This window comes from Methylococcus sp. S1M, assembly GCF_051295855.1.
GTDB lineage: Bacteria > Pseudomonadota > Gammaproteobacteria > Methylococcales > Methylococcaceae > Methylococcus > Methylococcus capsulatus.
On sequence record NZ_JBPDXO010000002.1, the window covers coordinates 146,401 to 166,413 of the forward strand.

17 protein-coding genes are annotated in these 20,013 nt (G+C 61.5%); 6 read left to right on the top strand and 11 right to left on the bottom strand.

Going from position 1 to position 20,013, the window contains the following annotated elements; all coding sequences use genetic code 11:
- Nucleotides 1–72: 72 nt before the first annotated feature.
- From ACSHWJ_RS04295 to ACSHWJ_RS04305, 3 genes are all read right to left on the bottom strand, one after another.
- A complete protein-coding gene (locus tag ACSHWJ_RS04295; protein ID WP_432539447.1) occupies nt 73–1,320 on the bottom strand; it encodes a glycerophosphodiester phosphodiesterase family protein in 1,248 nt (415 codons plus the stop codon).
- A 247-nt stretch (nt 1,321–1,567) separates the two neighbouring features.
- Nucleotides 1,568–2,383, bottom strand: coding sequence for a carbohydrate ABC transporter permease (locus ACSHWJ_RS04300; protein ID WP_432539446.1), 816 nt, complete (start codon nt 2,381–2,383; stop codon nt 1,568–1,570).
- Nucleotides 2,384–2,393: 10 nt separating this feature from the next.
- On the bottom strand, nt 2,394–2,870 hold the full coding sequence (locus ACSHWJ_RS04305) for a low affinity iron permease family protein (protein WP_010961172.1): 477 nt from the start codon (nt 2,868–2,870) through the stop codon (nt 2,394–2,396).
- Nucleotides 2,871–3,289: 419 nt separating this feature from the next.
- Here ACSHWJ_RS04305 and ACSHWJ_RS04310 point away from each other — a divergent pair, with 419 nt between their 5' ends.
- From ACSHWJ_RS04310 to ACSHWJ_RS04335, 6 genes are all read left to right on the top strand, one after another.
- Nucleotides 3,290–3,661, top strand: a complete 372-nt coding sequence (locus ACSHWJ_RS04310) for a Chromate resistance protein ChrB (protein ID WP_432539445.1) — start codon at nt 3,290–3,292, stop codon at nt 3,659–3,661.
- The gene (locus ACSHWJ_RS04315) at nt 3,658–4,296 is read left to right on the top strand and encodes a hypothetical protein (protein WP_432539444.1); all 639 of its coding nucleotides are present in this window, start codon (nt 3,658–3,660) and stop codon (nt 4,294–4,296) included. The genes ACSHWJ_RS04310 and ACSHWJ_RS04315 overlap by 4 nt, the downstream gene beginning before the upstream one ends.
- A gap of 199 nt (nt 4,297–4,495) precedes the next feature.
- Nucleotides 4,496–4,984, top strand: coding sequence for a PepSY-like domain-containing protein (locus tag ACSHWJ_RS04320; RefSeq protein WP_026597579.1), 489 nt, complete (start codon nt 4,496–4,498; stop codon nt 4,982–4,984).
- A 272-nt stretch (nt 4,985–5,256) separates the two neighbouring features.
- Nucleotides 5,257–8,025, top strand: a complete 2,769-nt coding sequence (gene mgtA / locus ACSHWJ_RS04325; protein ID WP_432539443.1) for a magnesium-translocating P-type ATPase — start codon at nt 5,257–5,259, stop codon at nt 8,023–8,025.
- Between the two features lie 18 nt (nt 8,026–8,043).
- On the top strand, nt 8,044–8,355 hold the full coding sequence (locus tag ACSHWJ_RS04330) for a DUF190 domain-containing protein (protein WP_010961177.1): 312 nt from the start codon (nt 8,044–8,046) through the stop codon (nt 8,353–8,355).
- A 208-nt stretch (nt 8,356–8,563) separates the two neighbouring features.
- Nucleotides 8,564–9,292 carry a TSUP family transporter gene (locus ACSHWJ_RS04335; protein ID WP_218797938.1) on the top strand — a complete coding sequence of 243 codons (729 nt, stop codon included), beginning with the start codon at nt 8,564–8,566 and terminating at the stop codon, nt 9,290–9,292.
- Nucleotides 9,293–9,435: 143 nt separating this feature from the next.
- On the opposite strand, the gene ACSHWJ_RS04340 is transcribed toward ACSHWJ_RS04335, so the two are convergent.
- The 8 genes from ACSHWJ_RS04340 to ACSHWJ_RS04375 form a co-directional block, all read right to left on the bottom strand.
- Entirely contained in the window at nt 9,436–10,596 is a 1,161-nt protein-coding gene (locus ACSHWJ_RS04340; RefSeq protein ID WP_218798438.1) for an MFS transporter, read from the bottom strand.
- 116 nt (nt 10,597–10,712) lie between these two features.
- Nucleotides 10,713–11,054 (bottom strand): hypothetical protein, encoded by a 342-nt coding sequence (locus ACSHWJ_RS04345; RefSeq protein WP_432539442.1) that lies wholly within the window; start codon nt 11,052–11,054, stop codon nt 10,713–10,715.
- 78 nt (nt 11,055–11,132) lie between these two features.
- Entirely contained in the window at nt 11,133–12,398 is a 1,266-nt protein-coding gene (eno, locus tag ACSHWJ_RS04350; protein WP_218797939.1) for a phosphopyruvate hydratase, read from the bottom strand.
- A 103-nt stretch (nt 12,399–12,501) separates the two neighbouring features.
- On the bottom strand, nt 12,502–15,543 hold the full coding sequence (locus ACSHWJ_RS04355) for an efflux RND transporter permease subunit (RefSeq protein WP_432539441.1): 3,042 nt from the start codon (nt 15,541–15,543) through the stop codon (nt 12,502–12,504).
- A complete protein-coding gene (locus tag ACSHWJ_RS04360; protein ID WP_010961183.1) occupies nt 15,543–16,592 on the bottom strand; it encodes an efflux RND transporter periplasmic adaptor subunit in 1,050 nt (349 codons plus the stop codon). The genes ACSHWJ_RS04355 and ACSHWJ_RS04360 overlap by 1 nt, the downstream gene beginning before the upstream one ends.
- Before the next feature lie 10 nt (nt 16,593–16,602).
- Nucleotides 16,603–18,021, bottom strand: coding sequence for a TolC family protein (locus tag ACSHWJ_RS04365; RefSeq protein WP_435928699.1), 1,419 nt, complete (start codon nt 18,019–18,021; stop codon nt 16,603–16,605).
- Nucleotides 17,985–19,310, bottom strand: a complete 1,326-nt coding sequence (locus ACSHWJ_RS04370; protein ID WP_432539439.1) for an ATP-binding protein — start codon at nt 19,308–19,310, stop codon at nt 17,985–17,987. Before ACSHWJ_RS04370 ends, ACSHWJ_RS04365 begins: the two co-directional genes overlap by 37 nt.
- Nucleotides 19,307–19,972, bottom strand: a complete 666-nt coding sequence (locus ACSHWJ_RS04375; RefSeq protein WP_333687840.1) for a response regulator transcription factor — start codon at nt 19,970–19,972, stop codon at nt 19,307–19,309. The genes ACSHWJ_RS04370 and ACSHWJ_RS04375 overlap by 4 nt, the downstream gene beginning before the upstream one ends.
- Nucleotides 19,973–20,013 lie beyond the last annotated feature (41 nt).

Here is a 20,013-nt window from a genome sequence, read left to right on the forward strand (position 1 = left end):
GCCGCCATGACGACTCCACACGATGTTCACCCGCGGCTCGTCACGGCTCGGTTGAACCGTATTCGCTCAAATTCATTTCAGGTTCATGCAGTTGGCGTAATACGTCACCGTCGCCGGCCAGTCGGAGAAGATGCCCCGGATACCCACGTCCCTGGCCAGTACGTCGAGCACGCGCATCATGTCGCCTTCGCGATGGATCGCCGAATCGAAGGTCTGGTAATAAAAACCGTTATTGCCATCCGCGAGGATGCCGGAGCGTTCCAGCGTCCAGGTGATGATGTCCAGACCGGCACGCCTGACGTTCCTGGCGTACTCCGAAGCCACGATGTTCCCGGCGGCATCCACGTCCAGCAGGGCGAAGATCGGCGGCGCGACGATGTTGATGCCGTCGGCTTTGTACTGTGCCAGCTCGGCGGCGCCGGGCAGGTCCGCCACCTCCTCGGCGTCATCCAGATAGACGGCCTGTCTGCCGAAGGCAGGCTCATGCTGGATCCAGTACAGCACGTCCGCCTTGTTGAAGGATTGCGCAAAAACCTTGCTGGCGGGAACCAGCGCTTCCTTGTACTCGTCGATCATTTTTTGCGCATAGTCTTCCTGGCTGAAACCGTCGAAAGGCATCGACACGACGGGACTCTTGAGCTCCGGCGTCATCTTCACGCCCAGTTTTTTGAACAGTGCGATGCTTTCCTTGTGAGTCATCAGCGTGCCGCTGGTGGGTCCGGCATAGAGATTGGTTCGCCAGTCCGGCGTACCACCCTGGAACTCCACCGGGGTCTTTGCCCTGGGGTTGAAGGCGTCCATCTTGCCTCTGAGCATCTTGAATTCCGCCAGGGTGACGTCGGTGGTGCGGCACTCCGCACTCGCCGGAGTGAGCAGGTTGCCGCTGGCGTCGAAAGTAGCCGGCGTGAAGGGCCTGGTACACTTCGCCGCCAGTTCGGGAATGGTGAGGATGTTGGTGGTGGTGTGCAGATCGTTCTGGGCATGGCGGCAGACCAGTTCCTTGTCTTTGGTGAAGGTCACGTCGCACTCGATGATGCCGGCCCCCATGCGTGCCGCAGCCTCGTAGGACTCCCGGGTGTGCTCCGGAAACTGCAATGCTGCACCGCGGTGACCAATCGCAAACTCGGCCTTTCTGAATGGTCCTTCGGAACATTTCAGCAGCTTGCTCTTCAGCTTGCCATCCCTCATGTCATTGACCAGAAAGAACGGACGCGGCCCCAATTGGATGCCGTCGGTCCTGCCGGCCATCACCTCGCCCGAAACCGCGGCCAGGCACGAGGAACCCACAAGCAAACTGAATAACAGACGTATTTTCGACATGTTCATCTCTCCGATTACGCGCTGATCACCAGCCGGCGCGGGTCGAGCCCGGGTGCGGAAACATGGATGAAAACGGGCTGACCGCCTACTGGCTGTCGGTGGATCGGCCGGAATGGCTCCGCCGCGGGGATTCTGCGGATGTCCGGCGCCCTTTCGGCCCGGCAAGCCGGGTCGAAACGGTCGCTACGGTAATCGGTGGAAATGACAGGGGCGTGACCGGCGGCCGCCATGGGCGGCCATCGCGCGGCTATCCCTTGACGCCGCCCTGCATCAGCCCGCCGAGGTAGTATCGCTGCGCTGCCAGGAACAGAACGATCACCGGCACCACCGTGAGGGCTGCACCCGACATCATCAGCTCGGTGTCAACCGCATGCTCCCCCATCAGGGCAGCCAGCGCCACCGGGAGGGTTTGAAGACGGCGGTCGGTCAGAACGATCAGGGGCCAGAGGAAATCGTTCCAGCTCCCGAGGAAGGTGAAGACCGCCAGCGTAATCAAAATCGGCCGGCATAGGGGCAGCACCAGCGACCAGAAGATGCGCAGCTCACCGGCCCCCTCCAGCCTCGCCGCATCGAACAGGCTTTGTGGCAGTGACAGCGCATACTGCCGCACCAGGAATATCCCGAAAATGCTGGCCAACCCGGGAACGATCACACCGGCATAGGTGTTGATCAGGCCGAGCTGCTTCAGCAGCAGGAACAGCGGCAGCATGGCGACCTGCCCCGGGATGACCATGAAGGTCATCAACAACCGGAATAGCGCATCCCGCCCCACGAACGGCAGGCGGGCGAAGGCGTAGCCGGCGGCTGCGTTGACCAGCACCGACAGAGCCGTGACAGCACCGGCCAGCACTAGGCTGTTCAACGCATACCGCGCAATCGCCAGGCGATCGAACAATGTCCGGTAATGCTCCAGCGTCGGGGCCTCGGGCCAGAGCGGGGGCGGATAGCGCATGGCTTCGGCCGGTGGCATCAACGACACCGAAACCATCCAGACCAGCGGAAACAGGGTCGCCGCCGTCGCCAGCGACAGAACGAGGTAGAAAATCAGAGCCGGATACCGCATCGGTCCTGCATCACTCGGTCCCCAAGATTTCCCCGCTCGCCCGGCCCTGGCGCGCCGCGCGGGCCAGACTCACATACTTACTGCGCATCAGAGCCAGTTCCTCCTCCTCGAGTTCCTCCAAATCCAGCAACGCATTGTCGGCGCGTTCGACGGCGCGGATGAGTTCGTCCAGCTTCACCTGGACGGCCTCGGTATCGCGATTCTGCGTATGCTGGATCAGGAACACCATGAGGAAGGTCACGATGGTGGTCGCGGTGTTGATGATCAGTTGCCAGGTATCGCTGAAACCGAAAATCGGGCCTGTGATCACCCAAGCCAGGATAACGAACAGGGCGAGGTTGAAGGCGAGCGGTCTGCCGGACAGACGCGCGAACAGCCGGGCGAAACGGTCGAACCTGGCATTCCAGTAGCCGATGTTGTCGAGGTTCTCGGTGAGGCGTGCGGCGCAACGGCGCGCCACATCGTACAGGTTCAGGTCGGATGACATTGCGGTACTCCTCCTTCTTGTTTGATGTTGGGCTGATAGCTCATTTTCGCGGATCCAGGGTCTCTGGGTCGCGTTGCGCTATACCACGGCATTCCTCCGGATGGCAAGAAAGGCCCGGGACGGGGGGAATAAGGATATGACTTCCTGCTACCCGAAACAGCTCGGCCAGTTCGTTACTATGGGATGTAACGGTGGCTACATGATTTTTGCCATGCATGAAAGCGACTGGCTACTACTGATCTACAAGGTCCCTGCCGAACCCAGCAAGAGGCGTCTCGCGCTCTGGCGCAAACTCAAGGGACTCCGGGCCGTCTACCTCCAGAATGGGGTCTGCCTGTTGCCGAAATCCGACCATCATCGGCGCCGGTTCAAGATCGTCCAGAACGAAACCGGCGAAATGGGCGGCGTATCTTTATCTGTTGGAGAACAGCGGTTTCGACAGGCGGCAGCAGGAATTGATTGCAGGCCGCTTCAACGAGGAACGCAACGCCGAATACCGCGAGTTCCGGGGGCGCTGCGCCGATTATCTCGCCGAGATCGAACGGGAGACGGCGGCCCAAAACTTCACCTACGCCGAGCTCCAGGAGAACGACGAGGACTTGAAGAAGCTGAAAAGCTGGCTGGAGAAGATCGGCAGACTGGACTTCTACGGCGCCGAGCTGGCAGCGGAAGCCGCCCGGCAACTGCTGCTCCGCGAAGAACGGCTCGAAGAATTTTCCCAGGCGGTGTTCGCCGCCGAACACGAACGGCTGAAATCCCGACCCTTCCCCCCTTCGGAGGAAAACCCATGAACGAAATCTCGCTGGCCGGCGTCCTCGTCACCTTTCAGGTGACGTTCACCGAATTGTTCATCGCCTCCACCGTCATCAGTTCGGTGGCCTATAAGCACGGCTGGCAGAGCGCCGCCTTGGGCAGCCTGGGCGGTGCCTTGGCCGTGGCCGTCGTGTCCTTCGGTTTGGCGCAGCTTGGACTGCTGCTGCCCATGGCCGCCTTGGACTGGATCTCGGCCTTGCTGCTGCTGGGCTTCGGTCTGTTCCTGCTCTACGAATTCTGGACGGCGCACCAAGTCGCCACGGAAGCCGTGGAAATGCTCGAGGTCTATGAGGACCCGTCCAGCCGGCGCGCAGCGAATGCCCTGTCCGCCGGCAATCCGTTGATCTGGTCCGGCATCATCGTGGCGTTCTGGGGCATGTTCGCCGAAGGGCTGGAAATCATGGTGGTGTGGCTGGGCATTGCCTTGAAGCAGGGCATGGCCACCGCCACCGCCGGCGTTTTGATCGGTCTAGCGGTCATCGGCCTGACCGCGTTGCTGCTTGGAAAGGCCGGTGTCTTCCGCAGGCTTCCTGCCAAGTATTTCGACCTGATCGCCGGGGTCATGGTAAGCCTCTACGGCGTCCATTTCATCACCGAGGCCTCGGGTGCATGACGGAAAGCACATGAATTGAGTGGTTTCCAAGTCCCGACCTGCTTCCCCGTCATGGCCCTGCATTTTTGCGATCCCGTAATTTTCCGTTAATGTCGCGGATGGTACAAAAGGCCCGCGGTGCGAAACTTACCCCTAAATCTTGAAGCGAAGCTTCCGAAAGTTTTCCCGCGACCTTAAACAACACACGCGGAGTATCTCCATGAAGACTCACCCGATGACCCTTGCCGTTTTGGCGTTCGCCCACTTCTCTGGCCTCGCGGCCGCCGGCGAGGAGAAGGAACTGTCCGCCAAGCAAGTTCCTCGAGCCGTCCATGAGGCTTTTCAGAAGGCCTATCCGGCGGCGAAGGAGGCCAAATATTCGGAGAAGACCACGGACGGCAAGATCGTGTATGAAGTGGAATTCGAGGATCGTGGCAGAAAGCTCGAGGCGACCTACGGCGCCGAGGGCGCGTTGATCGAAACCGAGGAGGAGATCAAACCCACCGAGCTTCCCGAACCGGTCGTGAGCGCGATCAAGAAAGCGCACCCGGGCGCCACGGTGAAGGAAGCCGAGAAGGTTTTCAACCCAAAAGGAACCGTCAGTGGGTATGAAGTGGAACTCGCCGATGGGAAAAAGCGGCTGGAGCTCGAGCTTGATGCAAACGGAACCATCGTGAAAACGGAAACCGATACGGACGGGGAGGACTAGGCCCCGACAGGGGAGATTGCATGACTTTCGGCCGCGGTAAATACCGCGTGCTGAGGTCATGCAGGACCTTTGGGGGGGTGGCACAGGGATTACTACTTTCGGCCCTGAAATATAGTAGGGAAAGGAGAGTCCGATCGTCTTCAGCCTTTGCCTTACGCAAAGGGAGGATTCCTGTTTCGTTCCCCATGACCGAGCGGAAACGCTTTGGCGATGGCGTCCGTCAGACATGCTGGTATATTCGGGCTTACCCGAATCAGCCCGGACCGAAGAAGATGAACGCCAGCGACAGTGAAAAGAATGATCTCCGCCGGAAAATCCAGGATTGGGCGATCCGCCAAGGTTCCGTCGCTCGGGATCCGCAGAATTGGAAGGCGCTGCGCGAGGCCGCCGTTCGCTACTGCCGTGAGCTGGGCACCATCATTCCGGGGGGCGAGATAGCCCCCTCCGCTCCCGGTGTCCAGGCCGACCGGACCAGTCAAAGACTCTTGGAGATCGCAACGCTGGGTCCTGACGCCGCCCTGGCCGAATTGGGCTCCGGTATGGGGGGGCTGACGGAGCAGGAAGCCGAACTGCGGCTCCGCGAGCATGGTCCCAATGCAATCCGCCAGGAAAAGCGGCCGATTTTGGTCAGCGAGCTGGCCATGCGTCTGCGGTCGCCGCTCAATCTTCTGTTACTGATCCTCGCTACGGCCTCCTTTGCACTGGATGATCGCAAAACCGCGGTATTGATCGCCGTCATCGTGGTCCTGAGTAACCTGCTGTCGCTCTGGCAGGAACGACGCGCGAAGCTGGAAGCAGAAAAGCTGCGGGCCCTGGTCAAAACCACGGCCACGGTGGTTCGCCGCGCGACCGGTACCGCATTGCCTGTCAGCCGGGAAATCCCACTGGAATGCTTGACGCCGGGCGACGTCATCCATCTCTCGGCGGGCGACATGGTGCCGGCGGATGTCCGGGTGCTGGCGGCCAAGGATTTTTTCGTCAATCAGGCCGCTCTGACGGGCGAATCCATGCCCGTGGAGAAATTCGGTTCGGCGCAGACCGCGCCCGCTCCCCTGGAGCTGAAAAACCTCTGCTTCATGGCCACCAACGTGGTCAGCGGTTCGGCCACGGCCGTCGTGGTACAGACCGGCGCCGGCACCTACTTTGGCAGTATCGCCGGGCACCTTCTGGGACGGCGTGTCCTGACCTCCTTCGACCAGGGGCTCAACCGCTTCGCCATGCTGATGATCCGGTTCATGCTCGTCATGGTGCCACTGGTCTTCCTGCTCAACGGGTTCACCAAGGGCGACTGGATGGAGGCCTTCCTGTTCGGCGTGGCGGTGGCCGTCGGCCTGACACCCGAAATCCTCCCAATGATCGTGACCATCAATTTGGCCAAAGGTGCCCTGGCGATGTCGCGCAAGCGGGTGATCGTCAAGCAGTTGAGTGCCATCCAGAACTTCGGCGCCATGGACATCCTCTGCACCGACAAGACCGGCACGCTGACGCAGGGCCAGGTCGTGCTGGAGAGACATCTCGATCTTCAGGGCGAGGAATGCCCGCGGGTGCTCGAATTCGCCTACCTCAGCAGCCATTTCCAGTCCGGGTTGAAAAACCTGCTGGACGACGCCGTGCTGCTCCATGCCCTCGAAGATGGACTGCCGCAGACCGACGGAGACTGGCTGAAGGTCGATGAAATACCGTTCGATTTCGTCCGGCGCAGGATGTCCGTCGTGTTGGAACGGGAGCCAGGCCGGCACCGCCTGGTTTGCAAGGGCGCAGTGGAGGAGATGCTGGCCGTCTGCACCCATGGAGACACGGAGGGGGAACGTTTCGATCTGGACGAGTCTCATCGTCGACGTTTGAAAGAGTCGACCGCGGCCCTGAATGAAGAAGGTTTCCGGGTACTCGCCGTGGCCTACAAAGACATCGAGACACCCGAAATTTCCTACGATGCCAGCGCTGAAAAAGAGCTCACGCTGATCGGCTACGTGGCTTTCCTCGATCCCCCCAAAGACAGTGCCGCCGCGGCCATCGCCGAACTCTGCGAACACGGCGTCGCCATCAAGATTCTCACCGGGGACAACGAAATCGTTACCCGTAAAATCTGCCATGACGTGGGACTGTCGATGGAACGGGTGGCCCTCGGCTCCGCCATCGAGCAACTACCGGATTCGGAATTGGGGCACCTGCTGGAAACAACCACCGTATTCGCGAAGCTTTCACCCCTGCAGAAAGCGCGCATCATCGGCCTGCTGCAGCAGAAGGGACATGTGGTGGGCTTCCTCGGAGACGGCATCAACGACGGGCCCGCTCTGAAGGAGGCCGACGTCGGCATTTCCGTGGACGGTGCGGTGGATGTCGCCAAGGAGTCCGCGGACATCATATTGCTGGAGAAAAATCTGGAAGTGCTGGACGACGGCGTCATCGAGGGCCGCAAGGTCTTCGGCAATATCGTGAAATACCTGAAAATGGGAGCCAGCTCCAACTTCGGCAACATGTTCAGCGTGGTCGGTGCAAGTGCATTCCTGCCGTTTCTGCCCATGACACCGCCACAGGTCCTGCTCAACAATTTGTTGTATGATCTGTCGCAAACCACGGTCGCCACCGACGACGTCGATCCTGAATACCTTGACCGGCCTCGCCAGTGGGAAATCGGCCACATCGCCCGCTTCATGCTGTGTGTCGGGCCTGTCAGCTCGCTTTTCGATTACCTGACCTATTTCGTCTTGTTCTCGGTTTTCGATGCCTGGACCCGGCCCGAGCTGTTCCATACGGGCTGGTTCGTGGAGTCGCTCTTGTCGCAGACCCTGATCGTTCATGTGATCCGGACGGAGAAAATACCGTTTCTGGAGAGCCGGGCGAGTCTTCCCTTGCTCGCCACCACGGTGGCGATCTGCTGCGTCGGCATCTGGCTTCCGTATTCCTCCCTGGCTGCGAACCTCGGCTTCACCGCCTTGCCAGGCGGTTACTGGCCACTACTGTTCCTGATTTTGGCGGGTTACATCGCGCTGACCCAGACGATCAAGGTCTGGCTGAACAGGAAATATCGGATCGATTGACATTACGCGGGACTATCTATGGCAACGGCTTCGGTGAGAATCGTGCGGATCTACCTCCGCGAAGGGGAACATCTCCTGTCCAAGCTCCTCAAGTTCCTCCATGAGGAAGAAAAGGTCGCAGGTGTGACGGTGCTGCGCGGTATCGCGGGCTTCAGCACCGATGGGAAGATTCACACCGCTTCCCTGGTCGACCTCTCCCTCGATCTGCCGCTGATCGTGGAGTTCTATGACCGGCCCGACAGGATCGAGGCCGTCATGGACAAACTGACTCACCGCCTGGTATTGGCCCATGTCGTGAGCTGGGATGCGACGGTACATGTCTCACCCTGACCGAACACCCTGAGCGCTCAGTCCGGCTCGTCTCCGCGGCGAGCACGGTCATTCATTGGTCCGTGCCCCCCGCCCCGCTCGAGACTGGCTCGGAGTGACTGGCGATCGTCGAGTGCCCCCGTATCCATTCGTAACCCTCTCTGAAAACATAGAGGGCCGCAGCTTAAAAACCCGATCGAGTCATCGCCCGATGACCAAGGAGAATTTCATGCCAGTAGAAGTCGTACTTACCGTCGTGGCCACATCGATCATCCAGTCCCTCTTCGGTGCGGGCGTATTGTTGTTCGGCACGCCGATCTTACTGCTGCTGGGCCATTCTTTCATCGATGTACTGGTCGTCCTGCTCCCCATCTCCATCGCCATCAATCTGCTGCAGATCGTCAAACACCACGCTCACATCGATTTTTCCTTTTACCGCCGGGTGATCTTCCTGGCCGTCCCCCCCATCATCGTGTTCCTGTTCCTGATTACACATACCCGGATCAACATCGGTATGGTTATCGGAGCTTTCCTGCTGTTCATCGCTCTCAAGGAATTTTCTCCAGGCGTAGTAAGTACCATCGACACCCTGATGAAATACGAAAAGACCTACTTCGTCACCATGGGTATCGTCCATGGACTCAGCAATCTCGGCGGCTCACTCCTGACCGCCTTGGTACATCACAAGAACTACGAAAAAGATGTGGCCCGAGTCACCATCGCGGCCTCCTACGGCACCTTCGCCGTCGCGCAACTGCTGACCTTGTGGATCTTCAGCCGGTCGCAGATCGAAATACCCTATGCCGAAAACGGCATTTATCTGGTCGTCGGCGCCCTGGTTTTCCTGTTGACCGACGAGATGCTTTATACCCAAATCGATCAGACCAAATACCGCCGCATTTTCGCGGGGTTTCTTGCGTTGGCCGGGATGGTCCTGATACTTCGCGCCCTGGGCTGATGCAATGGCTGGGGTGTGGCCCCGCGTCAACGGCCCGATCACCCCGGCACGAGTGATCCGCTCTCAGCCGAGCCGTCTGGATCTCAGCTCCCGGGCTGCGCCGGGAACGGACCCCGGAACGCTGTCATCGTGCGGCATGCCGTTTATTTGACCCACAATTTCAGCAATATCGCAGCCAAGAGCGAACATCCGGCGGCGAAGCCGAAAGCCGTCACGGGACCGGCGTATTGCCAAAGCGATCCGAATATGAAGGATGCCGGCAGCAACATGACTCCGGTGGTCAGATTGAACCAGCCGTAAGCCGTTCCCAACAAAGCGGGAGGCGCCATATCGGCGACCAACGCCTTCTCCGCACCCTCGGTCGCCGCCATGAAAAGGCCGTAAAAGGCGAATAGCGGCCACAGCAGCGAAAGGCCGGAGCCGTTCAGGCCAAGGCACAAATAAAACAGGGCATAGATCATCCATCCGGCGAAAATCATGGGTACGCGGCCGACACGGTCGGAAAGACCCGACAGATGCGTGGAAAACAGCATGGCGACCAGGGAAGTCGCGCCCCATAACAAGGGGACCTGGTATTCCGGCAAACCCAGTTCCCGAGCGCGTAGCAGCAAAAACATGTTGGACGAGTTGCCCAGCGTGAACAACGCCAGCACCCAGAGATAACGCCTGAACACGCGTGGCAGTTTTTGCAGATTCCAATCGGGCGGCTTGCCGTCATACCGGATCTCCCGCGCCGGCTCCCGGACTGAAACGGCCAGGAACACCGCCATAGCACCGGGGAGCGACGCCCAGAGGAAGATTTCCGTGATGGGCATTTCCGCCGCAATCAGCATGGTCGCCGCCAGCGGCCCGACCACGGCGCCGGCGTTGTCCATGGCCCGCTGCAGGCCAAAGGCCAGCCCCCGCTGGTCGCCGGAGACACTGGCGGCGAGCATGGCATCCCGAGGCGATGACCGCAGACCCTTGCCCAGGCGGTCGGCGAAGCGCAGCGCCAACACGATGGGCCAGGCCGTGGCGAATGCCAATAGAGGACGCGAGATCGCCGCCAGGCTGTAGCCGCAGACCACCAGGAATTTGGCCCGGTGTACCCGGTCGGCGATGATCCCGGAAAACAGCTTGAGCAGGCTGCTCACCATCTCGGCGATGCCCTCGATGATGCCCAATGCCCGGGGACCCGCCATCAAGACGGACGCGAGATAAATCGGGACGAGGGGATACACCAGTTCGCTGGCCGAGTCGTTGAACAGGCTGACCAGGCCGAGCAGCCAAACGGTGGAGGGTAACGAAAAGACCTGCCGGAACATCTGGACTCCTTCGGTTGCTGAACGGCCATTCATGGGGGTCTATCCCGATCGGGATTCGAGCCGCTGGACCCACCACAGCGTCTTTCCTGAAGCGCAGGGGCTCGATGGCCGTGCCGTCAGCTGCCGCCTGCCTGCAACAGGGCCCGCGAGGCTCGGCGCACGGCCCGCGCGGGATGCCGTTCCGAAAGCACGGTCAACGCCTGGACCGCAGGTCTGGAATCGAGCATATTCCCCAGGGCCTGCGCCACGGCCACGCCTTCGGTGACATCCACCGGATGGCGCAACGCACAGGCCAGGAGTGCGGTGGCCGCTCCTTCCTCCCTCCGCAGTCCCAGAGCAATGATCGCGCGCATGCGCACCTCCGCCAACGGATGGGACAGTGCATGAATCAGCCGGGCGGCATAGCTCGTGTGATGCTGGTCGGCAACGCTCGAACCGCAATACGGACACACTTCCATGGGCTCCGGTAGTTGCGCGAAACACTGCAGGCAAAAGGCCGGCTGCATTGCCAAGGCGGCGCCAAGGGATCGGTCGGCCTAGCGGCCAAATCTGGCAGCCTTGCCCAGCTCCGACTCGATTTCCAAGAGCCGGTTGTACTTGGCCATGCGTTCGGAACGGCACACCGACCCGGTCTTGATCTGCCCGCCCCCCATGGCGACGGCGAAATCGGCCATGAAAGTGTCTTCCGTTTCGCCCGAACGGTGGGAAATCACGAAGCCCCAACCGGCCTTCCTGCACAGGTGGATGGCTTCCACCGTCTCGGTGACGGTGCCGATCTGGTTGAGTTTGATCAGTGCGGCATTGCAGCTTTTCTCCTCGATCGCTCGCTGGATGAAGCGGGTGTTGGTGACCAGGAGATCGTCGCCGACGATCTGGATTTTCTCACCCAGCACGGCCGTATGCTCGCGGAAGCCATCCCAGTCGTTTTCCGCCAGACCGTCCTCGATGGAAACGATGGGGTATTTGTCGATCCACCGCCGGTAGAGATCGGTCATCTCGGAGCTGGTCTTGTCCCCCTGACCGCTGCGCGTCAGTCTATAAATACCGTTTTCATGGAATGAACTGGCGGCGGGATCCAAAGCGATGGCGATGTCCTCGCCGGGCTCATAGCCGGCTTTCCTGATCGCTTCGACTATCAGGTCGCAGGCCTCGTCATTGCTCTGCAACTGGGGGGCGAAACCGCCTTCGTCCCCCACGCTGGTGGCATGGCCTTTGGCCTTGAGAATGGATTTCAATGCCTGGAAAGTCTCCGTTGCATAGCGCATCGCTTCGGCGAAGCTCGGCGCACCGACCGGCATGATCATGAACTCCTGGAAATCCAGGCTGCTGTCCGCATGCTTGCCACCGTTCAGGATGTTGATCATGGGGATGGGCAGGCGCGCCTGGCCGGCCCCGCCGAGATAGGCATAGAGCGGCAGCCCCGCACTTTTCGCCGCCGCGGCGGCGACGGCCTCCGAGACGCCCAGGATGGCGTTGGCGCCCAGTCGCTCCTTGTTCGCCGTGCCATCGAGCTCGATCATGAGACGGTCGATCTCGGCCTGCCGCCAGGGCTCCAAACCCATGACGGCGGGTGCGATGACATCGTTCACGTTGCTCACGGCTTTCAGCACCCCTTTGCCGCCATGGGCCTTCGGGTCGCCATCCCTCAACTCCACGGCCTCGTTCTCGCCGGTGGATGCCCCCGACGGAATCGAGGCGGTGGCCGCCGTTCCATCGGTCAGCGTCAGCCTGACGCGCACGGTGGGGACGCCGCGGGAATCGTAAATCGGCATGGCTTGGACGGATTCGATACGGGCTTTCATGGGGACTCCTTCAGGTGATGGTCCAGAGAAAAAACGCTGCGGCCGGCTATGCGCAGTTCCACAACGGGCGAATGAGGCGGGACACACGGCCTGCCGTTCAGGCTCATGACCACCCCCCACGGTTTGTGTGAAGTAAAGCATAGATCGCCGGCATGACAATCAAGACCAGGGGCACGGCAAGGAGAAGGCCGGATATGATGGCGATGGCGAGCGGTTTTTGCATGGCGGAGCCGGGTCCCATGCCCAAGGCGAGCGGCATGAGCGCCAGAATCGCGACCAGCGATGTCATGAAGATCGGCCGCATGCGCAAAGTGCCGGCACGGACCAAAGCGGCAGGATCCGGCTTGCCGACTTGGCGAAGTTCGGAAAAATAAAACACGGCCACTTCGGTAACGATGCCCACGATCATGGTCATCCCCATCAACGAAGAAATATTGAGCTCGGTTCCCGTCAGCCATAGCCCTGCGAACACACCCGTGAGGGACAGCAGGGTGGTGGTCAGAATGGCCAGTACGACCCTGAAGCGTTCGTAAAAGAACAGGAGCAACAGAGCGACCAGGAGGACGGCGCTGACGAAGACCAGGATCAGCCCCCGGAACGAATCCTGCTGTTCGCGGTAGAGTCCGCCATATTCGACATATACGCCCGGAGGGAGGGGCAGCGTGGCCACCCTCGCCTGCACGTCCGCGACCGTCGAGCCGAGATCGCGTCCCTCGATTCGGGCAGTGACAGCCACCATCGCTTTCAGGTTTTCCCGCGTCTCCTGAGCCTGCCCTTCGATGACTCGCAGACGGGCCACGCGCTTCAAAGGAAAATCATGGCCGTCGGGCGAGCGTATCCGCAGCGCTTCCAATTGTCCCATGCGGGTGCGGAGCGCCTCATCAGTCCAGACGCGCACCCCGATCATCTTCTCGCCCATCGCGATTTGAGTCGCTACCGTTCCGGCCAGGAAATCCTGTGTTTGTCTTGCCACCATGCCGGGACTCATGCCTTCCAAGGCGGTTTGGACCGGATCGAAGTGAATCTCTATGGCATCACCCGCGAGCGTAATCCCATCGAACACTTCCACGACGCCGGGAACGTCTCCCAGCAAGGCCGCCACCCGGGGCGACAGCTGACGCAACACCCGGCTATCGTCACCGAACAGCTTGATCTCGATGGGCTGAGGCACGGCGGTGAGATCGCCGAGCAAATCTTCCATGAGTTGGGCAGTTTCGATCTGCAAGCCGGGAACACGGCTTTCGATGGCCTCCCGCAACTCGGTCATGACATCCTCCACGTCCCGGCGGGGGTGTGGTTTTAGATGAATGAAAAAATCCCCTTCGTTGGCTTCGGTGATATGCCCACCCAGCGACAAGCCGGTACGCCTGGAATAACTGTCGATGTCCTGGATCGTTGCAATCATCCGCTCGACCTGGTCGAGCAGCCGGTCGGTCTCAGTCAGAGAGGTTCCCGGCGGTGTCCGGTAGTCCAGCACGAATCCTCCCTCATCCATATGGGGCATGAAGCCGGAGCCCACCCGGCTGTACGCGACGACACCCGTGACGATCAGGGCGACGATGATGGGCAGTGTCCAAAGCGGCTGCCGCAGAAGCCGAAGGAGCAGGCTGCCGTAGGCCCGGTGGAACCGGGCCTGCAGCGGCCCAACCGACTCCAAACGGAGCGAGTCCCGCCGGCTCAGCAAGTGATTTGCCAACAGCGGCACGGCGAGCGCGGCGACCCCGTAAGAAATGACCAGGCCCGCTGCCATGGTCAAGGCAAGCGCCCGGAAAAATCCGCCCGTGATGCCGTCCAGAAACGCAAGGGGGAGAAACACCACGATCGTAGCGAGTGATGAACCCGTCAACGGATGCAGCATCTCTCTGGCGGCCGTCAGTACCGTTCCATGTGTCGGCTGGTCGTCCCGTGTTTCGCTCAAGCGGCGCATGATGTGTTCGATCATGACGACGGCATCGTCCGTCACCAGTCCTACGGCTGCGGCGAGCCCGCCCAAGGTCATGATGTTGAAACTCTGTCCGAACAGCTTCAGCAGCCAGACCGTGGCGGAAATGACGCCGGGAAGGACGATGAGCATGATCAGCGTGACGCGCAGATTGCGCAGAAACAAGAGCAGGACCAGTGCAGCCAAGACTGCTCCGGAGGCGAGGGCGTCGCGTACGCTGATGGCCGCGTCGTTGACCAGTTCCGACTGGTCGTAATAGGGTTTGAGTTCGACGTCGCCAGGAATCTGCGGCGAGAAGCCGGCCAGCGCGCGCCGGGTCTCCTCGGCGATGGTGACCGTATTGGCTCCACGCTGTTGCAGGATGTTCACCAGCACGGCGTCCTTCCCGTTGGCGCTGACCTGTGTCCATTCGGGCCGATGGCCGCGTTCGACCCGGGCGACGTCTTCCAGCTCCACGACACCATCGGAACCGCTTCTCAAAACCGTGTGCCGGATATCGTCTTCACTCACCTGATGCGAATCGGCGAGCGTCAGATAAAGGTGGTAACGCTCTTCCACCTTACCTACGGCACTCAATACATTGGCGTCGGAAAGCGCCGACGCCACCTCGGCCAGGGTCAGTCCCAGATCGTGCAGCCGGTCCGGATCCACCATGATCTGGTATTCCGCCTGCCGTCCGCCTAGAACCTGAACCTCCGCGACGCCAGGCAAGGCCGAAAGGAGCGGGCGCAATCGGTAATAGGCGAAATCGCGCAAGGCGACGGGGTCGTTCCGGGCAGACGTCAAGGCCAGTCCCAACACCGGAAAAACCGTGGGGTCCATCCGCCGTGCCGTAAAACGGACACCGGCCGGCAGGTCCGGAAGGATTTGATTGACCGCGGCCTGCACCTGTAACAGCGCGGTGACCATATCCGTGCGCCAATCGAAGGTCAGCGCCAGATCGGCCGAGCCGCGGCTGGTCGTCGAGCGGATCGCGCGCACTTCCGGAACGGCGCGAAGCGCCTGCTCCAACGGCTGGGTCACCTCCACGGCCATACGTTCCACCGGACGGTCTCCGGCATCGATATTCACCACCACCCGCGGAAAATCCAGCGTCGGGAACAGTGCCACCGGCAGTCGCAGCGCCGTCACCATCCCACCCAGGGCCAGAAGCACCAGCAGAAACAGCAGCGAACGTCGGTGCGTCGAAAGCCAGGAGGCCATCACGGTACCTCGCTGGTCCGGATGGCCATACCGTCACTGAGTTCATAATTGCCGGTGACGATCACGCCTTCCCCGGCTTCAATGCCAGCCTGGATCTCCACTCGCTGGCCATCGTCGAATCCGGTCTCGACCCAGCGCAGCCGCGCATGACCCTGTTCGTCCACGAACAGATAAGGTCTTCCGTCCCGGCTGAGCACGGCCTGACGCGGCACGGTGACGACCTGCCGATGTTCGGCGACGACGAGTTCGGCTTTGACCGTGATGCCGGGCAACCAATCCGATGAGCCCGTCAGCGGCACGACCGCTTCGGCCAGCCGGGTCTTCGGGTCCACCTGGTAATAGATGTGGTTGACCCGTCCTTCCTGGGGTGGAAGACCCGGACGGAGGGCCTTGATCACGACCTTCTGGCCTTCGTGGATGACGGGCAAATCCTCCGGTTCAATCCCCAACCGCACCCTCAGCTTGTCGGCGGGTGCCAGAAGCACCAGCAGCACGCCGGGCGATACGATATCCCCGGCATGAACATGGACGGCTTCCACGTAGCCGTCGAGGTCCGCACGCAGATGCCTGTAACTGGTATCACCCAGGCGCTTTCGCACATTGGCCAGAGCCGAATCGGCCTTGGCCCGATTTTCTTCCGCCGTGCGGACCTCGGCGTTGGTGGCCAGTTGGCGAGCCCGCAAGTCCTGGAGACGCTCCAAGTCCTTGGTGGCGAACTCGACCGCGATACGGGCATGTTCCAGCTCCGTTGCGCTGTTGGCGGTCGCCGTCAGTTCGACCAGGACGTCGCCCTTTCGTACCCGCTGTCCCGGTGCGACGTATACCCGGGTGACCAAACCCTCACCCTGGACGCTCAGTGCCTGGAGCTGGTCCGGCGCGAACTCCACGGTGCCGTAGGCCGTGAGCGTCTTACTCATGTCGGCCGGTTCCGCCGGCGCCAACGTCACCAGGACGGACGATTCGGTACTCGTTCCGTAGCCGGATGCGAGAATGAGCATGGTAGCCAGCAGGAAGCGCCGGCGGTTTGCGAATTTCGACTTTGGACTCATGGCATTGCTGTCACAGGATTGAAGCTGAACCGACGGCGAGCTGGAGGGCGACCGCCTGTTCGGCAGCGGCCTGCTCCAAAGCCAGCAGTTTCAGACGCTTGTCCAGGTAGTTCGCACGCACGGTTTCGTAATTCACCAGCGTTGCGTCACCCACCGCCGCCGCTTCTCGTAACAAGCGTTCGGCACGGATGAGCTCGGGCAATTCACGGGCCAAGGGTTCCCGTTCTTGAGCGATCCGGTCGAGATCCGTTACCAGGGTGCCTATGTCGGCACGGGTCTGATTGAGTCGCCCCAGATATTCCCGATAGAGTTGCTCGCGCGTCGCCTCGGCGATGGCAATGGCGCCGCGGTTACGATTGAATAGGGGAAGGTCCAGGCTGACGGTGGGCCCCCCCGTGTTGTAATCGCTGTAGTAGTGGTAATCGTTGATGCCAAGGGTGAATGCCGGATATTGGCCGAGGATAGCCCGGTATACCGAAGCCTCCTGGCTGGCATAGCCGGCTTCGAGTGCCTGGAAATCGAGTCGCTGCCGCCGCGCCGACACAAACAGCCGCTCCGGATCTAGACCGGCCGGCGGCTTCGCCTCGACATCCGCGATCACCAGACGCTGCGCCGGCGGGAACCCCAACAATCGGTTCAGATCCTGGCGGGCCTTGGCGATCTGCCGCGCCAGCGCCAGGGAACGATCCTTGGCATCCAGAAATGCCGCTTCGCGGATGCCCAACTCGGCCAGCGTCGCATCGCCCAAAGCGAGGTTGTGTCGGGACAGTTCGAGCAGTTGCGCCGAAATCTGCGCGGCTTCGGCTGCCACGGCCTCCTGGCGTGCCAGATAGGCGCAACGCCGCGCCAAGAGACGCGCCTGGTTGGCAACCAGCCACTCCTGCCAGGCCACGTCCAGCCGGACTTGCCGGGCGTGCTCCTCGGCGATGTGCAGATCGGTGGACCGCGTCGCCAGCTTGGCGAGATCCCACTGGAGGGTCGCCGTGTAGGGACTGACCAGACCGGCCGGACCGCTGAACACCCAGTCGAAGCGGCCGAACAGTTTCGGATCGGGCAACAGACCGGCATTGAAGACCTGGGCTTCGGCGACGGCCTCCTTGGCCCGAAAGGCCTTGAGTTCGGGACTGACCAGGACGGCGAGGATACCCAAGGCCTCGTCGGTCAGAGGCTTGGAGAAGTCCAGTGATACCGGTCGAAGGCGCGGATGGCGCAGCCGGCTGGCGGCTTCAGCCAGCGATCCAGGCGCTGGCACGGCCAGTTGCCCGACCAGCTCGTCTTGGTCCAGCGGCCGGCTCCGGTAATCGGCGCACCCGCAAACCAGACAGGCCGTCAGGGTCAGAATGAGAGGGACCGCCCCCGAGCCGACCCGGCTTTCGCCTCGTGGCAGCCCGATCATGTCCGGCCCCCCGAGAAGCAGACGTTCACACACAACCCCCGTCCATGGCGACCCGTCGACAGACGAATGTCGGCCGCGTGCCGGTCGGCGATGCGGCGGACGATGGCCAGACCGAGCCCGCTGCCGGGTTCAGCCTGATCGCGGCCGCGATAAAAGCGATCGAAAACGCGATGCCTTTCTTCGACGGAAATGCCCGGCCCGTCGTCGCATACCGCCAGAACCGCGGCGCCGTTTTCCTGATTCACGCTGACGTCGACCCGCCCCCCCTTCGGGGTATAGCGCACGGCATTGTCGATCAGGTTGCGGAGCAGCACGCGAAGCTCATCTTCATTGCCCTGTATCACCGTGGGCTCGACCACGGCGATACCCAAATCGATGGCTTTATCCGCTGCCACGGGGGCCAGCTCCCCCACCAGCGAGCACGCCAGTTCGTCGAGCCGGGTGGGAACCAATGGCGAAGGGGGCGCCTCAGGATCGAACCGGGCCAAGGTCAGCATTTGGTTGAGGACATGAGTCGCTCGCTGGATGCCTTGCCGCAACCGCTGCAAAGCCAGGGCTCGCTTTTGCGGATCGTCGGCGCGTTCGGCGATCTGAACCTGGAGGGACAGCGCCGTCAAAGGGCTGCGCAGTTCATGGGCGGCATCTGCGGTGAACCTGCGCTGGGCGGCCAAAGCATCCTGCAAACGCATCAGCAAGCCGTTCAGCGCGAGGGTCAGAGCGCCGATTTCCTGCGGAGCGTCCTGGTCGGGAAAAGGTTCCACGTCGTCGGGGGCCCGCCGGCGCACGGCGTCGACGATGGCCTGCAACGGCGCCAGTCCCCGGCGGACACCGAACCACGCCACCATGGCCACCGTCGGCAGGAGGAACAGCAGCGGCGCCGACAGTTCCAGGGTGATTTCATCGGCAGTCTCACGCCGTTCGCGGATGGCCTGGGCCACCTGGACGAGCCCCTGGGGCGTTGCGAGACTGAAGGTACGCCATGGCTCGCCCCGCCAGTGCATGATGCTCCAGCCTTCCGGCGTGTCAGCGGGCAGGGGCTCGAACGGATGCGAGCGATAACTCAACCGCCCGTCCCCGCTCCAGCGCTGGCCAATGAGATCGAGATCTGCCGCCTGAGCCACACGATACGCCGGCACCGAACTTTCGACGGCCGTGGGCGGCAGGGTTTGCAGGGAGTACGCCATGGCCTGCAGAACCTTGTCGAAGAGTTCGTCGATTTCCTCCCGAACATTGAAATACGTCGATGCGGTAAAGGCGAACCCGGCCAGGATGAGAGCTGGCGACAGCCAGAGCAGGAGACGGTTTTTGATCGTTACGTTCATGGTTTGGCAACCCGATAACCCACGCCCCGGACATTGACGATGAATCCAGGGCCCAGCTTCTTGCGGAGATGGTGGATATGGACATCGATGGCATTGCTGACCACTTCCTGTCCCCAGCCATAAACGCGCTCTTCCAACCGGGTGCGAGACAGCACAGCGCCCGGTTTTTCCAGGAGGACGTAGAGCAAATCGAATTCACGGGCGGACAGTTCCACCGGCTCACCTCGCAGCCAGCACTCCCGCTTCACCGGATGTAACCGCAACACACCGTGTTCGATGACCGGTTCGGCACGTCCCGCCGCCCGCCGGACCAGGGCATGGATGCGGGCGACGAGCTCATCGAGTTCGAAGGGTTTCACGAGGTAATCGTCAGCACCGCTGTTGAGCCCCAGTACCCGGTCTGACAGGGAATCGCGCGCGGTGAGAATGAGGACCGGGATATCGGCCCGACTGCGCCGAAGGTCGGCAAGCAAATCCAGACCCGACCGGCGCGGTAATCCCAAGTCGAGCAAAAGCAAGGCGTATTCGGCTGCGGCGGCTTTCAAGGCGAGCTCAGCCTGGCGTCCGTCCTGTACCCAGTCGACGACGAAGCCCTCCTGGTTCAATCCCTCGCGAAGGGCTTGGCCAATCATCCAGTCATCTTCGGCAAGCAGTAAACGCATGGAGCCCTCGTTTCGAATCCGGAGGAGAGTTTTTACCAACG

Bases quoted from the DNA above. Each gene is read 5' to 3' on its own strand.
- ACSHWJ_RS04295 (WP_432539447.1), bottom strand. From the start codon at position 1,320: ATGTCGAAAATACGTCTGTTATTCAGTTTGCTTGTGGGTTCCTCGTGC.
- ACSHWJ_RS04300 (WP_432539446.1), bottom strand. From the start codon at position 2,383: ATGCGGTATCCGGCTCTGATTTTCTACCTCGTTCTGTCGCTGGCGACG.
- ACSHWJ_RS04305 (WP_010961172.1), bottom strand. From the start codon at position 2,870: ATGTCATCCGACCTGAACCTGTACGATGTGGCGCGCCGTTGCGCCGCA.
- ACSHWJ_RS04315 (WP_432539444.1), top strand. From the start codon at position 3,658: ATGAACGAAATCTCGCTGGCCGGCGTCCTCGTCACCTTTCAGGTGACG.
- ACSHWJ_RS04320 (WP_026597579.1), top strand. From the start codon at position 4,496: ATGAAGACTCACCCGATGACCCTTGCCGTTTTGGCGTTCGCCCACTTC.
- mgtA (WP_432539443.1), top strand. From the start codon at position 5,257: ATGAACGCCAGCGACAGTGAAAAGAATGATCTCCGCCGGAAAATCCAG.
- ACSHWJ_RS04330 (WP_010961177.1), top strand. From the start codon at position 8,044: ATGGCAACGGCTTCGGTGAGAATCGTGCGGATCTACCTCCGCGAAGGG.
- ACSHWJ_RS04335 (WP_218797938.1), top strand. From the start codon at position 8,564: ATGCCAGTAGAAGTCGTACTTACCGTCGTGGCCACATCGATCATCCAG.
- ACSHWJ_RS04340 (WP_218798438.1), bottom strand. From the start codon at position 10,596: ATGTTCCGGCAGGTCTTTTCGTTACCCTCCACCGTTTGGCTGCTCGGC.
- ACSHWJ_RS04345 (WP_432539442.1), bottom strand. From the start codon at position 11,054: ATGGAAGTGTGTCCGTATTGCGGTTCGAGCGTTGCCGACCAGCATCAC.
- eno (WP_218797939.1), bottom strand. From the start codon at position 12,398: ATGAAAGCCCGTATCGAATCCGTCCAAGCCATGCCGATTTACGATTCC.
- ACSHWJ_RS04355 (WP_432539441.1), bottom strand. From the start codon at position 15,543: ATGGCCTCCTGGCTTTCGACGCACCGACGTTCGCTGCTGTTTCTGCTG.
- ACSHWJ_RS04360 (WP_010961183.1), bottom strand. From the start codon at position 16,592: ATGAGTCCAAAGTCGAAATTCGCAAACCGCCGGCGCTTCCTGCTGGCT.
- ACSHWJ_RS04370 (WP_432539439.1), bottom strand. From the start codon at position 19,310: ATGAACGTAACGATCAAAAACCGTCTCCTGCTCTGGCTGTCGCCAGCT.
- ACSHWJ_RS04375 (WP_333687840.1), bottom strand. From the start codon at position 19,972: ATGCGTTTACTGCTTGCCGAAGATGACTGGATGATTGGCCAAGCCCTT.